The 18978-nt window shown below is 62.5% G+C and carries 17 protein-coding genes, 1 tRNA gene and 1 pseudogene; 5 read left to right on the forward strand and 14 right to left on the reverse strand.

Features of this window, described 5'->3' with window-relative positions:
- Window positions 1-30 precede the first annotated feature (30 nt).
- The 3 genes from ACTAQJ_RS19335 to xylA form a co-directional block, all read right to left on the reverse strand.
- The gene (locus ACTAQJ_RS19335) at window positions 31-1014 is read right to left on the reverse strand and encodes a LacI family DNA-binding transcriptional regulator (protein WP_498702223.1); all 984 of its coding nucleotides are present in this window, start codon (window positions 1012-1014) and stop codon (window positions 31-33) included.
- A gap of 68 nt (window positions 1015-1082) precedes the next feature.
- On the reverse strand, window positions 1083-2513 hold the full coding sequence (xylB, locus tag ACTAQJ_RS19340) for a xylulokinase (RefSeq protein WP_498698574.1): 1431 nt from the start codon (window positions 2511-2513) through the stop codon (window positions 1083-1085).
- A gap of 111 nt (window positions 2514-2624) precedes the next feature.
- Window positions 2625-3812, reverse strand: a complete 1188-nt coding sequence (gene xylA / locus ACTAQJ_RS19345) for a xylose isomerase (protein WP_431116906.1) — start codon at window positions 3810-3812, stop codon at window positions 2625-2627.
- Between the two features lie 82 nt (window positions 3813-3894).
- On the opposite strand from xylA, the gene ACTAQJ_RS19350 reads away from it, so the two are divergent.
- From ACTAQJ_RS19350 to ACTAQJ_RS19360, 3 genes are all read left to right on the forward strand, one after another.
- Window positions 3895-5157, forward strand: a complete 1263-nt coding sequence (locus ACTAQJ_RS19350) for an ROK family transcriptional regulator (RefSeq protein ID WP_498702224.1) — start codon at window positions 3895-3897, stop codon at window positions 5155-5157.
- A 131-nt stretch (window positions 5158-5288) separates the two neighbouring features.
- Window positions 5289-6404 (forward strand): YihY/virulence factor BrkB family protein, encoded by a 1116-nt coding sequence (locus tag ACTAQJ_RS19355; protein ID WP_498698578.1) that lies wholly within the window; start codon window positions 5289-5291, stop codon window positions 6402-6404.
- Window positions 6385-6624 (forward strand): hypothetical protein, encoded by a 240-nt coding sequence (locus ACTAQJ_RS19360; RefSeq protein WP_477514040.1) that lies wholly within the window; start codon window positions 6385-6387, stop codon window positions 6622-6624. Before ACTAQJ_RS19355 ends, ACTAQJ_RS19360 begins: the two co-directional genes overlap by 20 nt.
- 22 nt (window positions 6625-6646) lie before the next feature.
- Here the strand turns inward: ACTAQJ_RS19360 and ACTAQJ_RS19365 are convergent, their stop codons facing one another.
- The 4 genes from ACTAQJ_RS19365 to ACTAQJ_RS19380 all read right to left on the reverse strand — a co-directional run bounded on the left by ACTAQJ_RS19365 (window position 6647) and on the right by ACTAQJ_RS19380 (window position 10294).
- On the reverse strand, window positions 6647-6826 hold the full coding sequence (locus ACTAQJ_RS19365) for a hypothetical protein (RefSeq protein ID WP_498698580.1): 180 nt from the start codon (window positions 6824-6826) through the stop codon (window positions 6647-6649).
- 248 nt (window positions 6827-7074) lie between these two features.
- The gene (locus ACTAQJ_RS19370; protein WP_498698582.1) at window positions 7075-7914 is read right to left on the reverse strand and encodes a sugar phosphate isomerase/epimerase family protein; all 840 of its coding nucleotides are present in this window, start codon (window positions 7912-7914) and stop codon (window positions 7075-7077) included.
- Complete coding sequence (locus ACTAQJ_RS19375) at window positions 7911-9125, reverse strand: dihydrodipicolinate synthase family protein (protein WP_498698584.1); 1215 nt, start codon at window positions 9123-9125, stop codon at window positions 7911-7913. Before ACTAQJ_RS19375 ends, ACTAQJ_RS19370 begins: the two co-directional genes overlap by 4 nt.
- Window positions 9125-10294 carry a Gfo/Idh/MocA family protein gene (locus ACTAQJ_RS19380; RefSeq protein WP_498698585.1) on the reverse strand — a complete coding sequence of 390 codons (1170 nt, stop codon included), beginning with the start codon at window positions 10292-10294 and terminating at the stop codon, window positions 9125-9127. The genes ACTAQJ_RS19375 and ACTAQJ_RS19380 overlap by 1 nt, the downstream gene beginning before the upstream one ends.
- A gap of 195 nt (window positions 10295-10489) precedes the next feature.
- On the opposite strand from ACTAQJ_RS19380, the gene ACTAQJ_RS19385 reads away from it, so the two are divergent.
- Window positions 10490-11530 (forward strand): LacI family DNA-binding transcriptional regulator, encoded by a 1041-nt coding sequence (locus ACTAQJ_RS19385; RefSeq protein WP_498698590.1) that lies wholly within the window; start codon window positions 10490-10492, stop codon window positions 11528-11530.
- A 208-nt stretch (window positions 11531-11738) separates the two neighbouring features.
- Here ACTAQJ_RS19385 and ACTAQJ_RS19390 read toward each other — a convergent pair whose 3' ends face one another.
- Both ACTAQJ_RS19390 and ACTAQJ_RS19395 read right to left on the reverse strand, forming a co-directional pair.
- Entirely contained in the window at window positions 11739-12512 is a 774-nt protein-coding gene (locus ACTAQJ_RS19390) for a sugar phosphate isomerase/epimerase family protein (RefSeq protein WP_498698592.1), read from the reverse strand.
- 79 nt (window positions 12513-12591) lie between these two features.
- Window positions 12592-13446 (reverse strand): LysR substrate-binding domain-containing protein, encoded by an 855-nt coding sequence (locus tag ACTAQJ_RS19395; RefSeq protein WP_223934726.1) that lies wholly within the window; start codon window positions 13444-13446, stop codon window positions 12592-12594.
- Window positions 13447-13601: 155 nt separating this feature from the next.
- Here ACTAQJ_RS19395 and ACTAQJ_RS19400 point away from each other — a divergent pair.
- Window positions 13602-14988 (forward strand): annotated as a pseudogene (locus ACTAQJ_RS19400) (MFS transporter).
- 83 nt (window positions 14989-15071) lie between these two features.
- On the opposite strand, the gene ACTAQJ_RS19405 reads toward ACTAQJ_RS19400, so the two are convergent.
- The 5 genes from ACTAQJ_RS19405 to ACTAQJ_RS19425 form a co-directional block, all read right to left on the reverse strand.
- Complete coding sequence (locus ACTAQJ_RS19405) at window positions 15072-16247, reverse strand: N(5)-(carboxyethyl)ornithine synthase (protein ID WP_477514031.1); 1176 nt, start codon at window positions 16245-16247, stop codon at window positions 15072-15074.
- Window positions 16244-16378 (reverse strand): hypothetical protein, encoded by a 135-nt coding sequence (locus tag ACTAQJ_RS19410; protein WP_263422337.1) that lies wholly within the window; start codon window positions 16376-16378, stop codon window positions 16244-16246. Before ACTAQJ_RS19410 ends, ACTAQJ_RS19405 begins: the two co-directional genes overlap by 4 nt.
- An 83-nt stretch (window positions 16379-16461) precedes the next feature.
- Window positions 16462-16923 carry a YybH family protein gene (locus ACTAQJ_RS19415; protein ID WP_431116892.1) on the reverse strand — a complete coding sequence of 154 codons (462 nt, stop codon included), beginning with the start codon at window positions 16921-16923 and terminating at the stop codon, window positions 16462-16464.
- A 258-nt stretch (window positions 16924-17181) separates the two neighbouring features.
- Window positions 17182-17255, reverse strand: a tRNA-Gly gene (locus ACTAQJ_RS19420).
- Window positions 17256-17334: 79 nt separating this feature from the next.
- Window positions 17335-18867, reverse strand: a complete 1533-nt coding sequence (locus ACTAQJ_RS19425; RefSeq protein WP_498698594.1) for a M15 family metallopeptidase — start codon at window positions 18865-18867, stop codon at window positions 17335-17337.
- Window positions 18868-18978: the final 111 nt, after the last annotated feature.

The following is an 18978-nucleotide window of genomic DNA, read 5'->3' on the forward strand; positions in this document are numbered from 1 at the left end:
CAGAACGCGCTCTGCTGCCACCTGCTTGGGTTAGCTTGAGAGGGGCGCCGTCGTGGCTCGGACAACGAGCCGGGGCTTCACGGTCACTGGCGTACCCGTAGTGCCCGTCTCCAAACGGTCAAGCAGCAAGCCAATGCAGCGCTGGCCAAGCTCCTCAAAGTCCTGGGCCACGGTGGTCAGCGGCGGGATGAAGTAAGCGGCTTCGGGTTGGTCGTCGAAGCCCACAACACTGATGTCGGCAGGGACCTGCACGCCCGCTTCATGAAAGGCCCGGAGCACCCCAAGAGCCATCTGGTCGTTGGCAACGAACAAGGCTGTCATTGAACGCTCCGCGGCAATTTTCAGGCCCTCGCGGTAGCCGCACTCAGCACTCCAGTCGCCTTCGATCAGGGCCGCTGGTTCCAAGCCGGCCTCACGCAGGGCGTCCCGCCAACCCTCGGTGCGGGCAACGGCGTCAATCCAATCGGCGGGCCCGGAAAGATGCCCGATGTGCTTGTGACCCAGCTCAAGGAGGTGCTGGACAGCAAGCCGGGCTCCTCCGCGCTGGTCCACGGTGGCGCCGCTGAGGTGCTCGTCGCCGACAGAGCCCACTGCCACCAGCGGTACTTGAGCGGTGATGTCCTTCAGGACCTCAAAGGTCCCCGGGTGCGGCACTGTCACCACTATGCCGTCCACGCCCTGGTCCATGAAGTGCGCCATGGCGTCCTTGATGGTCTCCGGCGTGACTTCCCGCAGGCCGGCGACACTGACAAAGTAGCCCGCTTCCCTGGCCGCCTGCTGCACTCCGAGGAGGGTGTGGGACGGGCCGTACTGCGCCAACTCGCTGCCCAGGACGCCGATTGTTTGAGAGCGTCGGGTTACCAGGCTGCGTGCAGCAGTGTTGCGGCGGTACCCAAGTTCAGTGATGGCCTGCTCGACGCGCTCGCGGGTCTTAGGGCTCACGTTGGGGTGGTTATTCAGAACACGGGACACAGTTTGGTGGGAAACGCCGGCAACGCGGGCGACGTCCTCCATGACAGGAGGCCTGCTTGGTGCGGATTGATCAGTGCTCACCCTGTCACGATAGAGCACGGGCGCGGTGATCAGCCCATGGCTGCCCTGGCCGCGTAATGGCGGTACCTCGTCAGGAACCCCGGTGTTCCGGATGACTTCGGCGCAGCAACCTCGATTCCTTCAAGGGGCCAATTGGGCAGCTTTCCCGTGAGGACGCCGGCGGCCTGCCGTGCGGCACCGTCTGCCACGTATTCGCCAGGAGCGGGTACGAACACCGGCAATCCGAAGACCTCAGCGGCAACCTGCTGCACAGCCTCGGACTGGGCGCCACCGCCCACCAGGATGATGCGTCGGGCCGCCACGCCTTGCGATTGCAGGGCAGCAAGGCCGTCGGCCAGGGAGCACAACACACCTTCGACGGCGGCCCTGGCCAGGTTTGCTGGCGTGTAGTTGGAAACTGTGAGCCCATGGAGGGAACCTGTGGCGTCCGGAAGATTGGGCGTCCGTTCCCCTTCAAAGTACGGCACCAGGGTCAAGCCGCCGGCTCCTTCCGCAGCGGACAGGGCCAGCTTGCCGAGTTCCGGCAAATCCACGCCGAGCAGCGCAGCAGTGGCATCGAAGATCCGGGTGGCGTTGAGCGTACAGGCAAGCGGCAGGTAGTTCCCTGTGGCATCGGCGAACCCCGCCACCAGGCCGCTTGAGTCCTGGGAGGGGACCGCCGATACAGCGAAAACGGTGCCTGACGTGCCGATCGAAATAACGACATCCCCGACGGCGGCGCTGACGCCCAGACCCGCTGCGGCGTTATCGCCTGCACCGGGCCCGATCAAGGCACCGCCCGGCGTCTTGCCGGATGCTTCCAAAGGCCCGACGACGGCCGGCAGCACCGGGACATGGCCGAGGGTGCCTTTCAAGACTTCCGGAAGGTATTCGCCCGTTCTGGACGAGAAGTATCCTGTGCCGGAAGCATCGGACCGATCTGTCCTGAGAAGCTCCAAAGAGGACGGTCCCGTGCCTGGCCCATGGCCGGCCAACCGCCACGACAACCAATCATGGGGAAGACAAACGGCAGAAGTGCGCCGGGCATTTTCGGGCTCGTTTCGAGCCAGCCACCGAAGTTTGGTGGCCGTGAGGGATGCCACGGGCACAGTCCCTGTGCTGGCTGCCCAATACGCAGCTCCAGCCGCGGCGTCGCCTTGGCCGGCTTCAAGGATCAACTCTTCGGCGTCCAGCGCGGAGCGCGTGTCATTCCACAGCAGCGCTGGGCGGACCACGTTTCCTGATTCGTCCAGGCACACCATTCCATGCTGCTGGCCCCCCACGGAGACAGCATCGACGTCGTCCAGGCCGCCGGCCTGGCTGATGGCTTCCTGGAGGGCAGCCCACCAGTGATCTGGATGGACCTCGGTGCCCTCAGGGTGTGAAGCGCGCCCCTGCCGCACCAGGGCACCTGTGTCTGAGTCCCTGATGACCACTTTGCAGGACTGGGTGGAGCTGTCGATCCCGGCTACGAGAGGCATGCGTTTGTTCCTTTGGAGACTTGTTCCGTTGCGGACCGTCGCCGGGGCGGGCAGCCCGGAAAACAAGGAACCCTATGTGGCCCCGGCGACGGAATTGCGAATGGCTGATCTTTAGCGCGAACCCAGGAGGTGCTCGATTGCCAACTGGTTGAGGCGTACGAACGCGAACGAGCGCTCGGCGGCCTTGTCGGCGTCGAACGTGTCGAAGGCGCTGGCGTCAGCCAGAAGGTCGGCTGTGGTTTCGCCGGCGTTCAATGTGGGCTCGCCGAGTTCGAACACGCCCGAGGTGGTCAGCGCTTCCTGAACCTCCGGATCGGCGCGGAAGGCGAGGGCGCGTTCCTTCAAGAGCAGATACATGGACATGTTGGACTTTGCCGATTCCCACACGCCGTCGTAGCCGTCGGTGCGGGAGGGCTTGTAATCGAAGTGGCGCGGACCATCGTACTTGGGTCCGCCGTTGGGGAAGCCATTCTCCAGGAGGTCCACAGTAAAGAAGGCGCTGGTGAGGTCGCCATGGCCGAAGACGAGGTCTTGGTCGTACTTGATCCCACGCTGACCGTTGAGGTCGATGTGGAAAAGCTTGCCGGCCCAGAGGGCTTGGGCAATACCGTGGGTGAAGTTCAGGCCCGCCATTTGCTCGTGGCCGGTCTCGGGGTTGAGGCCCACAATGTCGCCGTGTTCCAGCTGGGCGATGAACGCAAGGCCGTGGCCAACAGTCGGCAGGAAGATATCGCCGCGGGGCTCGTTCGGCTTGGGTTCCAGGGCAATCCGAAGGCCGTAGCCCTTCTCCTTGATGTAGCCGGCGGCGGTGTCTACGCCTTCCTTCATCCGGTCCAAAGCTGCGGAGAGATCCTTGGAGCCGTCGTACTCGCTGCCTTCGCGGCCGCCCCACATCACGAACGTTTCGGCGCCGAGTTCAGCGGCGAGGTCGATGTTGCGCAGGATCTTGCTCAGGGCAAAGCGTCGGACGGAACGGTCATTGGAGGTGAATCCGCCGTCTTTGAACACGGGGTGGCTGAACAGGTTGGTGGTAACCATCGGAACCTTGAGGCCCGTTTCGGCCAATGCGCCCTTGAAGTTCTTCAGGATGAGGTCGCGCTCGGAGGCGCTGGCGTCGAAGGGGACAAGATCGTTGTCGTGGAAAGTGATGCCATAAGCGCCGAGTTCACTGAGCTTATGGACGGCTTCGATCGGGTCAAGGGCTGCCCGGGTTGCAACGCCGAAGGGATCGGCGCCTGTCCATCCCACGGTCCAAAGGCCAAACGTGAAACGGTCCTGGGGGGTTGGCTGCGGGGTCATTGTTGCTCCTTTGCAAGGCGGCGGGGAGGCCATGGATAAAAAGCTCTCCAATTAGTTTTCAATCTGAACTATATGGGGGATGATGGATCATGGTCAATGGAAACCAGCAAAAATCTTCCAAGCCCGTGAGGAGGCTGCGAGAGTGAATGAGCAAGCTGCCCCTGGGCGCGTAGGTGACGTCCGCCGTCGTAATCTTTCGCTTGTCCTGGATTCGATCGCGCGCAACGGCGATGCCAAGCCCAGCCGCGCGCAAGTGGCTGCTGGAACAGGGCTGACCAAGGCGGCGGTTTCGAGTTTGGTGGCTGATCTCGTGGAGTCAGGCCTCGTCTCCGAGGTAGGCCTGTATCGCGATGGGGAGCGGGGGCGGCCAGGTCAAGGCCTTGAGCTCAGCTCCCGCCGAGGCGTTGTCGGAATGGAAATCAACGTCGACTACCTCGCCGTGGGCTTGGTGGACCTCGGCGGCAACCTGCGCTTCAGTTCCACGGTGGAGTCCCGCAACCGGGGGCTCAAGCCGGGTGCCGTCATGGAGAAACTGGGTGAACTGGCCGCCCAGGCGAAAGCCGCAGCCGGCTCTGCCGGCATCACGATCCTCGGTGGCGGACTTGCGGTTCCCGGCCTGGTTGATGAGCAGCGCAACATCGTCCTGTCCGCTCCAAACCTTCACTGGGAGCACGAGCAATTGGATCCGCAGGCGTTGCTGGAAGACGCGCCGCTCGGTGTCAGGCTGTCCAACGAGGCAAACAGTGCTGCCCTTGGTGAGCTTTGGTACGGCGACGGCCCCGCGGACTTCCTCTACGTTTCCGGCGAAGTCGGCGTTGGTGGTGGGGTCATCATCAGTTCTGAGCTCTACACGGGACCTGGTGGTTCAGCCGGCGAGCTGGGCCACATCGTGGTGCATCCCGAAGGGCCTTCATGTTCCTGTGGAGGGACTGGCTGCTTGGAAACATTTGCTGGCCAGGAAGCTATTTTTGAAGCTGCCCGCATCCCGGAGGGGTCCCTTGGCGGGCGAACCGAACTTCTGCTCGCCGCCTTGGCCGCCGATGAGCCGCATGCCAAGCGTGCTGTTCGCGACGCCGGACGGTACTTGGGCATCGCGCTCGCCTCTTCTGCGCGTCTGATGGACATTGAAGCCGTGGTGCTCGGGGGCCACTTTGCCGTCCTCGCCGATTGGCTGAAACCGTCAGTGTTGTCGAGTTTGGAAAGGTACGCGCCGGGGTTGCTGGAGCCGGAAAGCCTCACCGTTTCCCGTTTGGAGCACTCCGGGACGCTGCTGGGCGCGGCGGGTCAAGTGATCCGCGCTGTCATTGAATCGCCTTTCGAATTCCTGCTGGGCAAACCCGCGTAGGGCATCTTCCCGCTTGGGAGTTTCCGGGATTCGCAGGATCTCTTCGCAGGTTCTTCCATGCGAATCATCAGCATGCTTACTATTGAGTGGTCAGTTTGTTCGCGCATGCTCAACCCACGAACAGGTGTCCCATGACTACTGAAAATTCAGCACACACCAGCACGGCGAAGGCGGGCAGCGCTCCCGCCCCTGAAGACGACCGCAAGCCGGACAGCCTCAACGATCTGGTGAAGCCCACGTGGATGTACATCGCCAAGAGGACGCTGCGGGAGTTCAACAAGGATCAATGTCCTGATGCCGCTGCCGGTCTCACGTACTATGCGGTGCTTTCCCTCTTCCCCGCCCTGTTGGCCTTGGTTTCACTCATCGGGATCTTTGGCGACGCAGGTAAAACCACCACGGCATTGCTGGACATCGTGCAACAGTTCGCACCAGGGCCCGGTGTTGACGCCATGCGGCAGCCCATCGAGGAGCTGACACGCTCCAACGCTGCGGGTTTTGCCCTGGCCCTCGGCATCTTGGTGGCGTTGTGGTCGGCCTCCGGGTACACCACGGCCTTCAGCAGGGCGATGAACCGCGTGTACGAAGTGGATGAAGGCCGCGGTTTCGTGAAACTGCGCGGCACGATGCTCGCCGTTACCGTCGTCGCGCTTGTGGGCGCAGCGCTGGCCGCCGCGATGCTCGTCCTGAGCGGTCCAGTGGCGGAGACGATCGGTAAGGCAATCGGAATGTCCGACACGATCCTGACCGTGTGGAATATCGCAAAGTGGCCTGTCCTGATCGTGCTGGTGGTTGTTGTCATTGCGGTGCTCTACTACTTCACCCCCAACGTCAAGCAGCCCAAGTTCCGTTGGATGAGCCCGGGGTCTCTCATTGCCCTGTTGATTTTTGCCCTGGCATCGCTGGGCTTTGGCTTCTACGTTGCGAACTTCAGCAATTACAACAAGACCTACGGAACGCTGGCAGGCGTCATCATCATGCTGCTCTGGCTGTGGATCCTGAATATGTCGCTGCTTTTCGGCGCGGAATTTGACGCCGAAATGGAACGCGGGCGGCAATTGCAGGGAGGTATTGAAGCCGAGGAGAGCATTCAACTCCCGCCGAAAGATACCAAGCGCAGCGATAAGCAGCAGAAGCAGGAAGATGAGGTAATCCGGCGTGGGCAGGAGCTCCGTGAAAACTACGATGACGAGACACGCTCCAACGAAGCCCGGGAACGAGCCGCAGATGCCGAAGACAAGAAGTGAGGCTCAGCCCGGCAAGGGGTCCGGCATTACCCGCAGGAAGCTCAAGACCGTTCGGGACGGCGACAGAGTGGAAATCCACGGTGAGGTTTTCCGTGTCAGTTCCGTCCAGCCAGAGGAGGGAACCCGGAATATCCGGGTGGAGTTACAAGCCAACGACGGCGGCACTCTCACCTTGATCGGTGTTCCGCGCGCCCAGGTCCACGTGCCCGCCAAGCTGTAGCCGGGCTGAGGATCCGTGCGGATTATGCCCCTGCGGGAAAGCCCTGGTCGGCGTCATCCCACCAGCCCTCCCAGGCGCTGGAGGATAGGCGCTCAGAAGCGAAGGTGGCCGCCGGCGTGTTTTCTTCAGGGGAAGCGCCTGAGGATCCGCTGTGGCTGCTGCTGGCGTCCAGGAAAAAGTTGAGTGTCTTCAAGAGCATCATGGTGGTGTCCTTTCAGTGGTTTCTTGGACCTCTTTGTCCAGGTGAAACCAGCGTAGGTGGCCATTGTTTCCTCCCATCGACGCAATGTTTCAGCTATGTACCACTTATCTAACATGGGCATTCCGCGCCTCGCTGCTGAAACAAAACAGTATGAAAAAGCGAGCTCCTGCCGTGACCGGGCAGGAGCTCGCTTGCTTTGGGGGCGGTCCTCCCGCGGAGCTTAGGGCATCTGCGGGAGGACCACGTTCTTAGGCGTACGGGAGGACGAGCTCCACGTAGCGCTGCTTCATCGTTTCCAGGACGGTGTCGCCATCGGCGTCCCAGATTTCCTGGTTGAAGATCTCAACCTCGATATCGCCCGTATAACCGGCGTCCCGCACCCAGGTGCCGATGGTCGCGAAGTCAATGACGCCGTCGCCCATCATCCCGCGGGACAGCAGTGCGTCTGAAGCGATCGGCAGGTTGAAATCACATACCTGGTAGGAGGCAATGCGGTTATGGCGGCCGGCACGTTCAATCTGGGCCTTCAGTTCCGGATCCCACCAGACGTGGAAAGTATCGACGGCGACGCCCACTGACTTCGCGTCGTAGGGTGCCGCAAGGTCCAGGGCCTGACCCAGAGTGGAGATGAGGGCGCGGTCTGCTGCGTACATCGGGTGCAGGGGTTCCAGCACCAGGCGCACACCGTTCTCGGAAGCGAACGGCACCAGTTCCTCGAGGCGGTCCGCAACGCGCTGGCGGGCAGCAACCACGTCCTTCTCACCGGGAGCGAGCCCTCCGACCACCAGGAAGAGCTCCTGGGTATCCAAGGCAACAGCTTCACGGACGGCGTCGAAGTTGTCGGCCAGGGCCGCTGCCTGACCTTCAGCATCAGCCGCCGTGAGGAAGCCCCCGCGGCACAGGGACGAAACACGGAGGCCAGCGTCCTTGATGAGCTTGGCTGCCTTGTCCAGTCCGGCTTCCGCTACTCGATCACGCCATGGGCCGATTGCGGGGATGCCCGCGCGGGCACAACCGTCAACGGCTTCGGCAAGGGTCCACTTTTTAGTAGTCGCGCTGTTCAGCGAGAGTCTGGAAAAGTCGCTCATGCGCCCACTCCGTTGATCCGCAGGTAATCGGACATCCGGAATGCTGCCAGCGACGGGTCCTTCAGCAAGCCGGCCTGATCGGCAAGTTCGAAGGTCTTAGCCAGGTGCAGGACGGATCGTCCCGAGTGCAGTCCTCCGACCATCTGGAATCCGGGCTGTTTGCCGTTGAGCCAGGACATGAAGGCGATACCGGTCTTGTAGTAGAACGTCGGTGCGCTGAAGATGTGCTTTCCGAGCTCACGGGTGGAGTCCAGGATGGCGCGCCCTTCTGCACCTTGGCCGGCGTCGTACTTCTGCAAGGCAACCGAAGCGGCGGGGTAGATGGCCGCAAAGATTCCCAGCAGGGCGTCCGAGTGGTGGGTGTCGTCGCCGTCGATCAGTTCCGGATAGTTGAAGTCGTCGCCTGTGTAGAGGCGGACGCCTTCCGGAAGGTTGGCACGGAGGGCGACTTCATGGGAAGCGTCCAGAAGGGAGACTTTCACGCCATCCACCTTGTCCGCGTGCTCGCGGATCAGGCTGAGGAACGTTTCGGTTGCGACTGAGACGTCGTCGGAGCCCCAGTAGCCGGCCAGCGCAGGATCGAACATGGTGCCGAGCCAGTGCAGGATGACGGGTTGGTCCACTTCCTGCAGGAGCGTCGAGTAGACGTGCAGGTAATCGTCGGCTCCGCTGGCCACCTTTGCCAAGGCGCGGGAGGCCATGAGGATGACCTTGGGGCCGGCTTCGCTGACCACGGCGATCTGCTCGCGGTAGGCATCGATAACGGCCTGGATGCCGGCAGCGCCCTCAGGGAGTGCAGAGATGTCCAACTGGTCCGTGCCTGCGCCACACGAGACAAGGTCGCGGACCGACTTGCCTGCTGTCGCGGCATTGCCTGCTGTCACTACGGAAGCGGCCTCGGCACCAGTGCGCTTGATGAGCTGCTGGGTGGCTGCCCAGTCAAGACCCATGCCGCGCTGCGCTGTATCCATGGCGTCAGCGACGCCCAGTCCGTAGGACCAGAGTTCGTGCCGGTACGCCAGCGTGGCATCCCAGTCGAGCTGCGCCGGGGCGCCGGGAGTATTGTCAGCCGAAACCTCCGGGATGACGTGGGCTGCGGCGTACGCGCGGCGGGCCGTCAGGGGTGCGCTTGGCTTGACCCAAGCAGTGGCGGGCTGAAGGCGGTACTCGCGGGTGCCGCCGTCGTTGGTAGGAAGAATGAGTGACGTCATTAGAGCGTGATCTCCGGGATGTCGATGGTGCGGCGCTCTGCCGAGGACTGCAGGCCGAGCTCGGCAAGCTGCACGCCGCGGGCGGCGGAGAGCAGGCCGAAGCGGTGCTCGCGGCCGGCCACTACGTCGCGCAGGAATTCTTCCCACTGCAGCTTGAAGCCGTTGTCCAGTTCAGCGTTGGCCGGAACCTCCTGCCACTGGCTGCGGAAGGATTCGGTGACGGGCAGATCCGGGTTCCAGACGGGCTTGGGGGTGTGGGCGCGCTGCTGCGCAACGCACTTGTTCAAACCGGCGACGGCGGAACCGTGCGTGCCGTCGATCTGGAACTCAACCAGTTCGTCGCGGTAGACCCGAACGGCCCAGGAGGAGTTGATCTGGCCGACGACCTCGTCGCCGCCCGGAGTTTCGAGTTCGAAGATGCCATAGGAAGCGTCGTCAGCGGTGGCCTTGTATTCCTTGCCGGCCTCGTCCCAGCGTGCGGGGATGTGGGTGGCGGTCTTGGCGTTGACGCTCTTGACCTTGCCGATAATGCCTTCGAGCACGTAGTTCCAGTGGCAGAACATGTCCGTTGTCATTCCGCCGCCATCTTCCTTGCGGTAGTTCCATGACGGACGCTGGGCTGCCTGGACGTCGCCTTCGAAGACCCAGTAGCCGAATTCGCCACGGATGGAGAGGATGCGGCCGAAGAAGCCTTCGTCCACGAGGCGGCGGAGCTTGACCAAGCCGGGGAGGTACAGCTTGTCGTGCACGACGCCTGCGGTGACGCCGGACTCCTTGCCGATCTGGGCGAGCTCGATTGCTTCCTCGAGGGTCTCAGCCGTGGGCTTCTCGGTGAAGATGTGCTTGCCGGCGCGCATGGCCTTCTTCAGGGTGGCGGCGCGGAGGCTGGTCATTGAGGCGTCAAAGACGATGTCCACGGTGGGGTCGGCGATGACGGCGTCCAGGTCGGTGGACCATTCGGAGACCTGGTGGAGTTCGGCGAGCTCGCGGATCTTGGCTTCGTTGCGGCCAACGAGGATAGGTTCGACCTGAACCTTGCTGCCGTCTTCGAGCGTGAAGCCACCGGCGTCGCGGATAGGGAGGATGGACCGCAGCAGGTGCTGGCGGTAACCCATACGGCCGGTGATGCCGTTCATGGCGATGCGGATCGTCTTTGTTTCGTAGCCCATGTTTTCTCCAGGTCCTTGTGCCGGCCTCTGTAGGTTGCCGGTGTTTGCAATTCGAGAGTGTGGGAAAGCGCATTCCCGCTGGATCGATCATGCACTATGCCGCGCTGGCTTGGCAAGCGCTTTCCCAAAAATGGGTGAAGACTGCCATAATTTCTTTAGCGCCAGTCTCGAAGGCTTGCAGAAAAGGAGGGCCTCGTGGCCGCCAGCACACTGAGTGAAGTTGCCCGTTTGGCAGGGGTCTCCCTGGCCACGGCGTCCCGTGTCCTCAACGGTTCCACGCGTAAACCCGCAGAGGATATTGCGGAGCGCGTCCGGGAGGCCGCGGAAAAGCTTGGCTACGTCCCCAATGCCCAGGCCCAGGCGCTCGCAAAGTCCAGCTCAGGACTGATCGGCCTGATTGTCCACGACATCGCAGACCCCTACTTCTCTGCCATTGCGCGCGGTGTCCAGGAGGCGGCCCGCCAACAGAACCGCATGGTGCTGTTGGCCAGTACCTCCGGCGCTCCTTCGGATGAGCGGGAAGCTGTGGCAGCCTTCGCTGCCCGCCGCGCAGATTCAATCGTCATTGCAGGTTCACGCTCGGCACGGCTCAAGGACGAGCAAAGCAATCTGGAGCTCGCTGCCGAGTTGGATCGCTATTGCCGTAATGGCGGGCATGTCGGCGTAGTAGGTCACCCGATCGTGGGCTCCACCACCGACGAGGGCTACCACGTAGTTGAGGTGCCCAACGAGGACCTCGCCGCGGAGCTCGCTGACGAGTTGGCCGCGTCGCACGAGGGCGCCTTCGTCATTGTTGGCGGCCCTGAAGGGCTCTTTACCTCCGATGACCGGATCCGCGGCTTCCAGCGTGGACTCGCCGACGCCGGTCGGCCCCGTGCCGAGGTTATCCGTACAGGCTTCAACCGTGCGGGAGGATACGATGCTGGGCTGGCGCTTGCCGAACGAATCAAGGCCTCCGAAGAACGCCTCTGCATCTTCGCGGTGAACGACGTCATGGCCATCGGCGTGACCGCCGCACTGCGGTCAGAGGGCGTGTGGATTCCCCGTGACGCAAACATCGCCGGTTTTGACGACATCGAAACCCTGCGGGACTTCCGCCCAGCCCTGTCCACGGTGTATCTGCCGCTGGAGGACATTGGGAGGCTTGCGGCCGGCGACCCGGACGGTGGTTCTGTTGTTGGTTCCGTCAAGCTCCGCCGCAGCACGGAATTGCCGGTGGAGAGCCAAGCAGGCTAGTTGCTGCAGTTGGCCCAAACCGGAGCCCCCCGCGGTGATGGTCCACTGAGTTCATTAAGGCGTAGGCCGTCGAAAAGAAGATGCTGACGGCGCCGGTGCTTGTTCGCAGCGCTCTTTGGCCAGGGATTACACATTTGTGGCGAAACTGCTAGGAATATGTAATCGGCGCAAGTGGGTCCGGGCCTCCGACCTTTGAATCGAAGTGGCGCTAGTCTTCCCCGAGCGTGATGGTGTGCAGGAATGCTGCGTCGTTGAGCACGTTGTCCGGGAGGTCGTCCTCGACGAATTCCAACATGATGTCCATGTCCTTGCCGTTTCCCCGCAGGGCATCCGACACTGTCTGCCACAACAGCTTCCTGTTCCGGAGCGGGAACCGTTCGGCTTTGGGTCCCCAGGAAAAGCAGTGGACGCCAATGACGTGAGGCAACACCCGGTGGAGCGACTCAAGCGCCTGTTGGTCGGAAAGCCCGACGGCGGGTTGCCAGTAAGTGCCGACGTTGGCGTGGTTTACGCGGCGCAGGAGTTCAAGTGTTGTTTCGGGGGAGTCGGTGAGGGTGTTGCCGTGATACTCGAAGGCGATGGCTATTCCTCGCTCGGCCGCCAGGTCTGCCACCCGTTGCGCGTCCTTTACGACAGCATCCCAATGATTGTCCTGGGCGTCTGCCGAACCAAGCTCCCCAGCCCAGATGCGTATTCGAGGTGCGCCCAAGGTCGCCGCCAGCTCCAAAGTTGGGCCGAAATCGCCGAAGTCGCCAGCACGGTAGTACGAACCAAGCGAAAGGACCGTGAGGCCAGCCGCTTCCGTGGCTTCCTTGGCATGGGCCGCGGATGCGGCGTCACTGACGTGGACATCAGTGCCCCACTCGATGCCTGCCAAGCCTGCGTCGGCAGAAATGCGGACGACGTCGTCGATCCCCGAGTCCCGAAGGGTGACGGAACAAATGCCGGGCGTGAGGTCCGCCAACGTAGTGAGGTCGATCATTGGTTCAGGATAGCCGGAATGCGCTTACCCAAATAGGCGTGACGCGAAGAGATCTAAGAACTTCATTGAATGTTGCGCGTTAGTTCGACTTACTCAGCGCCCTGCCCATGATCGCCTGGGTCAACGCATCAATGACTTCAGCGTTGGCCAGGGGATTCCGGATCAACGTGAAGTCGACGTCTCCCACGGGCGGGAGGTCGAACCGTTGGGTGATGACTTTGAGGTCTTCGGGAACCAGGGACGCGGGCATCACGGCAACGCCAATGCCTGCCCGGACTGCGGCCAGCACGCCGCTGATCTGCTTGGTGCTGCACGTGATGCGCCATGTGCGGCCGGCGGCTTCCAAAGCATCGATGGCCAACTTTCGGCTCAGGCTTGGCGCGGGGTAGGCAATCAGCGGCACGGGCGCGCCGGGTTCCAGGACGGTTTGCTCAACGCCGACCCACGCGAAGTTGTCATGCCGGACCACGGTGCCTTCCTTGGCGCCAGCCACCCACTTCACGAATACGAGATCCAGCTGACCCGCGTTAAGGCGCTTGTAGAGTTGGTCGCTCTGACTGACGGTCAATTCAAGGTTGATCTGTGGATACAGTTGCCGGAATTCGCGGAGGATCCGAGGGAGGCCTGTGATGGCGAGGTCGTCCGCAGTGCCAAACCGGAGGCGGCCCCGCATTGCGGAACCGGAAAAGTAGCGTGCAGCGGAGTCGTGGGCTGCGAGGATGCTCCGGGCAAAACCAGCCATGGCGTCACCGTTGTCCGTCAGCCGGACCTCCCGGGTGTCACGGGCCACGAGGACCCGCTTTGCAGCGGCTTCGAGCTTGCGAACGTGCTGGCTCACTGTTGGCTGGGCAAGCCCCAATCGCTCGGCCGCCTTGGTGAAACTCAGCGTTTCAGCGACGGCAAGGAAGGAGCGGAGCTGGACAGGTTCAAACACGGAACTCCTCAAGCACTGGGTCGAATTGCTGCGGAAGCGCGGGAGCCTCATTGCGATCTGCAATGCTAGTTATAGGCGCAATACGCTTCCATAATTGCTGCTGGCAACCATAGCGTTAAGGCATCCCACCGAAACTCTCGATCCGAGGACTACCTTTGGCACCCCCACCGCCTTCAGCGGCAAATGTCAGCCAGCCCGTCATCGATTCCCTGTCCGCGCCGCAGACGCCGGACACCGTCACCCAGCCACTCGCCGTCGTAAGCGAAAAGCTGCCCTGGCGGCACACCTTTATCTCCCTGAAGGTACCCAACTTCAGGATCTTCGCAATAGGCCACTTCATTGCCGTGATTGCGATCTGGATGCAACGCATCGCCCAGGACTGGATGGTGCTCCAGCTCTCAGGCTCCGTCACCGCCGTCGGAATTACCGTGGCGCTGCAGTTCATGCCTTCGTTGTTCCTTGGCCCGTGGGGCGGCATGATGGCCGACCGCTTCGCCAAAGCGAAAGATCCTCATCATCTGCCAGTCAGCGGCAGCCGTGCTTGCTGCCACATTGGCGGCACTTTCCCTCAGCCAGCGCGTGGAAGTCTGGCACGTCTACGCAATCGCCCTGGTTCTGGGCTTTGTGACGGTCCTGGACCAGCCGGCGCGGCAGGTGTTCGTCAATGAACTCGTGGGTCCCAAGTACCTGCGCAACGCCATCAGCGTCAACTCAACAACCTTCCAGCTCGGTGGCCTGATCGGCCCGGCACTGGCGGGATGGCTGCTCACTGCTGTGGGCGCTGGTTGGGCATTCGCGGCCAATGCCGTGGCATGCTGCTCCACCGTGGCCATGCTCCTGATCCTCCGCAAAGACCAGCTGCACCTTAGCCGGCCGACGCCGCGCAAGAAGGGAATGCTGCGCGAAGGCCTCCAGTACGCGCTCAGCAAACCCACCATCTACTGGCCATGGTTGATGGCCGGGTTCGTGGCCGTTTTCGCTATGAGCCTCCCTGGTGCTGCTGGCCGCCTTTGCGGACCACGTGTACGACGCCGGGGCCGGAGGCTACGGCCTGCTGAACGCGATGGTTGCGCTCGGTGCACTGACGGGCGCTGTGACGTCCACTCGACGTCGTCAGCTCCGGTTGCGGTCGGTGGTGCTCTGGCCGGACTGTATGGGCTGACGCTCTGCCTATCGTCCGTGATGCCGTCCATGGTCTGGTTCAGCGTCTCGATGGTCCTGGCTGGATTCTGGTGCCTCATGTTCCTCACAGCCGCAAACCAGATGGTGCAGACCAGTTCCAACATGAGCATTCGAGGCCGGGTGATGAGCCTGTACTTAGTGGTGCTCATCGGCGGCCAGGCAATTGGCGGCCCCGTCATGGGTTGGCTCGCCGAGCACCTGGGACCGCACTTGGCCATCCTTGTGGCCGGCGGTGTGCCGGCAGCGGCGGCGGCTGTTGTCGCCGTCGTGCTGGCCCGGAAGGCATCCCTGCACATCAAGGTGGACCTGCGTGACAGGCGTCGGGTGCTCCGGATTGTGGACCGGACACAGACTGCATAACGGACGCAGCGGCATAACCGCACGCAAACAGAAAGGCAGTGCCTGCGGTGAAGCCCGCATGCACTGCCTTTTTCGTGGAGCCTTTAGGCTACGGGCGTTTGGACCGCAGCCGGCAGGTGTGGGTACTCCGCTGAGCGTCCCTGGAACTCGAGCACATCCGGGTTGCGGATGACGCCGTCGCGAATCTCGATGGCACGGGAGATCGTCTCGTTGGCGTCCCATGCGTCTGGACCGGCGGCCACTGTCTCCAGGAAGGGCAACAAGGCCTCACTGATCTCCCAGCTGGCCGAATTCCACAGGTAGGAGGGGCTGTGATCAACGGCGTAGTAGTTCACATGCCCGCCCACCCGGAACATGGGCTCATCGAATGTTGTGGACCTTGCCCAGCTGAATCCCATGCCGGGATCGCAGGACACATCCACGATCAGACTGTCCGGCCGGAAATCGGCCAGGTCCTCGGTTCGTAGGTACGTCAGCGGCGAGTTTGGGTCTTGCAAGGTGCAGTTGACCACAATGTCCGCGGCAGCAAGGAACGGGGCCAGTGGCTTGCGGCCACCGTCTGTGATGACTTCGCTCAGGAACGGTGCATTGTTGTCGTGGTCGAACTGCACGATCCGCACTGAGTGGATCGGGGAACCGACAGCGGCAACACCCCTGTTCGTCAGCACCTGGACATCATGGACGCCGTGGGCATTCAACGCTGTCACCGCTCCGCGGGCAGTGGCACCAAAACCAATGACCACTGCCGTCAGGCGACGACCGTAATCACCCGTGGAACCGGTCAAAGCCAACGCATGCAGCACGGAGCAGTATCCGGCAAGCTCGTTGTTTTTGTGGAAGACGTGAAGTCCGAAGCCGCCGTCAGCAGCCCAGTGGTTCATGGCTTCGAAAGCGATGAGCGTTAGTTTTTTATCGATCGCGAGCTGGGTGATGACTTCGTCTTGAACGCAGTGCGGCCAACCCCAGAGGGTCTGCCCGTCCCGGAGTTCAGCAAGATCCTCGGCCTGCGGCTTGGGCAGCAGAATAACGTCGTTCTGGGCAATGAGCTCGCGCCGCGTGCCCAGCCCGCCCACAAGCCCGGCGAGTTTGCTGTCCGGAACACCAAAGCGTTCGCCATAGCCATATTCAAGATGGAGCCGTTGGCGCAGTTCCGGAGCAATGCGCTCAAGATGTTGCGGGTGGATCGGTAGCCGTTGCTCGTTGGGCTTCAGCGAAGAACCCAGGACGCCAATGCTTAGCGGACTTTGCGCCCCAATCACTTTTTATTGCCGGTTGCGGGTTTCGCGGCCGCAGTGTCCGGCGACTCGGCGGCCCGTTTGTCCGCGCGCTTTTCCTTGATGGATTTACTGGACTTCTTCGATGCAGCTTGGCGCGGTGATTTGTCGCCCATGATCGCTCCCTAGAGCGGAGCCGAAATGGCTCCTGACTTCTGACGATACACCCAGCACCTGAGCCGCTGTGTATCGGGCCGGCTCACTGTGCCGGCTCGACGGCGGGCCGGCCATGGGTTACCCGGTGGCTGACGCGATCCGCGGTGTCGTCAACACGAACGAAGTGCTCCACCGGCTCCATGTAGAACCGGGCACTGTTGATGACGCCTTCTTCCACGCCGAAAATGATGACGCCGGTGAGCTCATGCGGCGTGCCATCCCGCCACGCGCCCTGCATGTGCAGCTCCGTCCAGACCTGGCTGCTGGTCACGCTATGGGACACCATTCGAACCTTGATGTCCGGCACCCCTGTGAAGAGCTGCTCCCAGTTGCTGCGGATAGCGTCCCTGCCCGTGAAGCCCCTGGTGGGGTGGGCAGGCGTCTCATTGACGTAGCCAGGCGCGAAGCATTCGGCCAAGGCTTCCAAATCATGCTTGTTCGTGGCTTCCAGCAGGCGGTGGATGACGGCGAGTGGAGCCGCCTCAGCATCGTCGGTGAGAGTCATTGGAGGACCTCCCGGATAGGTGGATGTATCTACGAGTTTAGGCTCGGTGGCCGCCCGGGTCGACGGGTGCGGGGCCTTATCTGGTGAGCGCCGCCGTCGTAATTTTCAGCTTGGTGGCTTCCTGACCCACTGTGAATTCGACGGCAACCGCAATGCGTTGATTTCCCCGGATATCGCCGAGTTTCACCGGCAAAAAAGGTCAGGACCATACAGGGTTTTCAACAAGATGACCCCCTGCCCGGAGGCAAGGGGTCATGATGGAGCGGGCGACGGGAATCGAACCCGCGTATCGAGCTTGGGAAGCTAGCGCTCTACCATTGAGCTACGCCCGCGTCGCTGTCGGCTATTCGCCGGAGCGAGTCCTAGCTTAGCGCAGTTGCGGGGGTCCTCATGACAGGCGCGCAACCATGTCTACTTGAAGAGCTTCAGGCCGTTCCAACCGGATCCAACCTGCGCGTAGGTAGTCCAGGAACCCCTGCCGAGGCCGTAGTTGTAGAGGCCGCCATCAGCAGTTTGCGCAGTGATGCCGCGAGTGCCCGCGCCGGTCAGCCCGAAGCTCGGCAGCAGCGTGCGCATGTACTGCCAACCCGTGCCCACGGTGGTGGCCGGGCCAAAGAAACCAGCCCAGCCGTCTCCCCGATAATTGATCAACGAACCGGAAGCTGTCCTCGCCAGGATGTCATTGGCTCCATCGCCCTCCCAGTCGGCCATGGTCAGTTCCATGCCGTTCCAGCCCTTGCCGATAACCTGCGGAGCGCTCAGCGCACCGCCGAAGGTGTTGGGGTAGTAGCGCAGCACACCATCCGGAAAATACCCGACGACGCCGGGCCGGGGGTGCGCGTGCGTCCACTTGCCCACGGTGATGGTCATGCGATCCCAGCCGCCATTGCCTACAACAACCTGGCCAGCAAAGCCGCCGTCGGGAAGGCCGCGGTAAACGCCCAGGACGCCGTTGTTCCACTGCGCAAGGATGTCGTAAACGCCATCAATGTCCCAGTCCACCACGAAGCCCTGCTTCAAGCCGGTCCAGCCCGAACCGATCTGGACGGGCGCCGCATACCCGCCTGCCGCCGTCGCGGGGTAACGCAGCATCCGGCCTGAAGAGTCGGTGGCCACGAGGTCGGCGCCGGACTTGATGCTCGCGGCGGCCGCCGGGTTTCCAGCGAAGTAATGCTCCAGCGTCGGGAATCCGCGCCGGTTCATATCAGTGGCCAGCGCGACGCCAACGTAGCGCAAATGCCAAGGCTCATAGCTGTACCCGGTGGTGCCCGTGTAGCCGTTGGGGTACCGGACGATGAAGCCGTATTTGTGCGCGTTCGCTGCCACCCATTTGCCGGCCGCTGTATCTCCGAAGCAGGTGCTTAGGCCGCAGGAACCAGCAGCATTGCCGATGTCCATGGCGAGGCCCGTCTGGTGTTCGCTGTACCCGGGACGTGCCGAGATGGTGTCCGCATAGGCTTGGCCGTAAATGCTGACGTAGTAGGCATACACTTCCTGCTGCTGGGCATACGAACGGTAGCCGCTCACTATCGACAGGCCACCGGTACCAGCATCGGCGGCTCCCTGGAACAGGCCGTTGAGCCAGGCGGCGGCTTCGGCCCGCATGTACTGGCCGGAGCCACGGGCATTGATGAGGTCGTTGGGGGCGTAGCTGACGGGATTCAGCGGCCTGGATTTATTGACCAGGACAGAGAAGCTTGCAGGGTTACCGATGGGATCCACGCTGGGCAGGGGATTCACCGTGGTGGGCGCTGCCACTTTGTTCGCGCTTGTGGATGCCACGGTAGATGCCGCTGCCATGGGCGCGGTTGTTGGAAGCGGCCTTGCCGACGCAGGCGCAGCGGTCATGACTCCGCCAGCCACAGCCATGATGAGGAATGCCGCGCAAGCAGCCAGCCGTCGTCGTGCGTTGCCGTGGACAAACGGATGTTTCAGTACTCGCATTACGCCCCCAATTTGGTTTTTGCCAGCGGCACGAACTCTACCCGGCCCGGGACTATGTGTCAGCTGTGTCTCAGATACGCCGCCAGGTAACCATTCGGTCAAGGCTCGTTT

This window comes from Arthrobacter sp. alpha11c (assembly GCF_054149985.1).

Excerpts from the sequence above, each read along its gene's own strand:
- ACTAQJ_RS19335 (WP_498702223.1), bottom strand. The coding sequence starts at position 1,014 with ATGGAGGACGTCGCCCGCGTTGCCGGCGTTTCCCACCAAACTGTGTCC.
- xylB (WP_498698574.1), bottom strand. The coding sequence starts at position 2,513 with ATGCCTCTCGTAGCCGGGATCGACAGCTCCACCCAGTCCTGCAAAGTG.
- xylA (WP_431116906.1), bottom strand. The coding sequence starts at position 3,812 with ATGACCCCGCAGCCAACCCCCCAGGACCGTTTCACGTTTGGCCTTTGG.
- ACTAQJ_RS19350 (WP_498702224.1), top strand. The coding sequence starts at position 3,895 with ATGGATCATGGTCAATGGAAACCAGCAAAAATCTTCCAAGCCCGTGAG.
- ACTAQJ_RS19355 (WP_498698578.1), top strand. The coding sequence starts at position 5,289 with ATGACTACTGAAAATTCAGCACACACCAGCACGGCGAAGGCGGGCAGC.
- ACTAQJ_RS19360 (WP_477514040.1), top strand. The coding sequence starts at position 6,385 with ATGCCGAAGACAAGAAGTGAGGCTCAGCCCGGCAAGGGGTCCGGCATT.
- ACTAQJ_RS19365 (WP_498698580.1), bottom strand. The coding sequence starts at position 6,826 with ATGATGCTCTTGAAGACACTCAACTTTTTCCTGGACGCCAGCAGCAGC.
- ACTAQJ_RS19370 (WP_498698582.1), bottom strand. The coding sequence starts at position 7,914 with ATGAGCGACTTTTCCAGACTCTCGCTGAACAGCGCGACTACTAAAAAG.
- ACTAQJ_RS19375 (WP_498698584.1), bottom strand. The coding sequence starts at position 9,125 with ATGACGTCACTCATTCTTCCTACCAACGACGGCGGCACCCGCGAGTAC.
- ACTAQJ_RS19380 (WP_498698585.1), bottom strand. The coding sequence starts at position 10,294 with ATGGGCTACGAAACAAAGACGATCCGCATCGCCATGAACGGCATCACC.
- ACTAQJ_RS19390 (WP_498698592.1), bottom strand. The coding sequence starts at position 12,512 with ATGATCGACCTCACTACGTTGGCGGACCTCACGCCCGGCATTTGTTCC.
- ACTAQJ_RS19410 (WP_263422337.1), bottom strand. The coding sequence starts at position 16,378 with ATGGGCGACAAATCACCGCGCCAAGCTGCATCGAAGAAGTCCAGTAAA.
- ACTAQJ_RS19415 (WP_431116892.1), bottom strand. The coding sequence starts at position 16,923 with ATGACTCTCACCGACGATGCTGAGGCGGCTCCACTCGCCGTCATCCAC.
- ACTAQJ_RS19425 (WP_498698594.1), bottom strand. The coding sequence starts at position 18,867 with ATGCGAGTACTGAAACATCCGTTTGTCCACGGCAACGCACGACGACGG.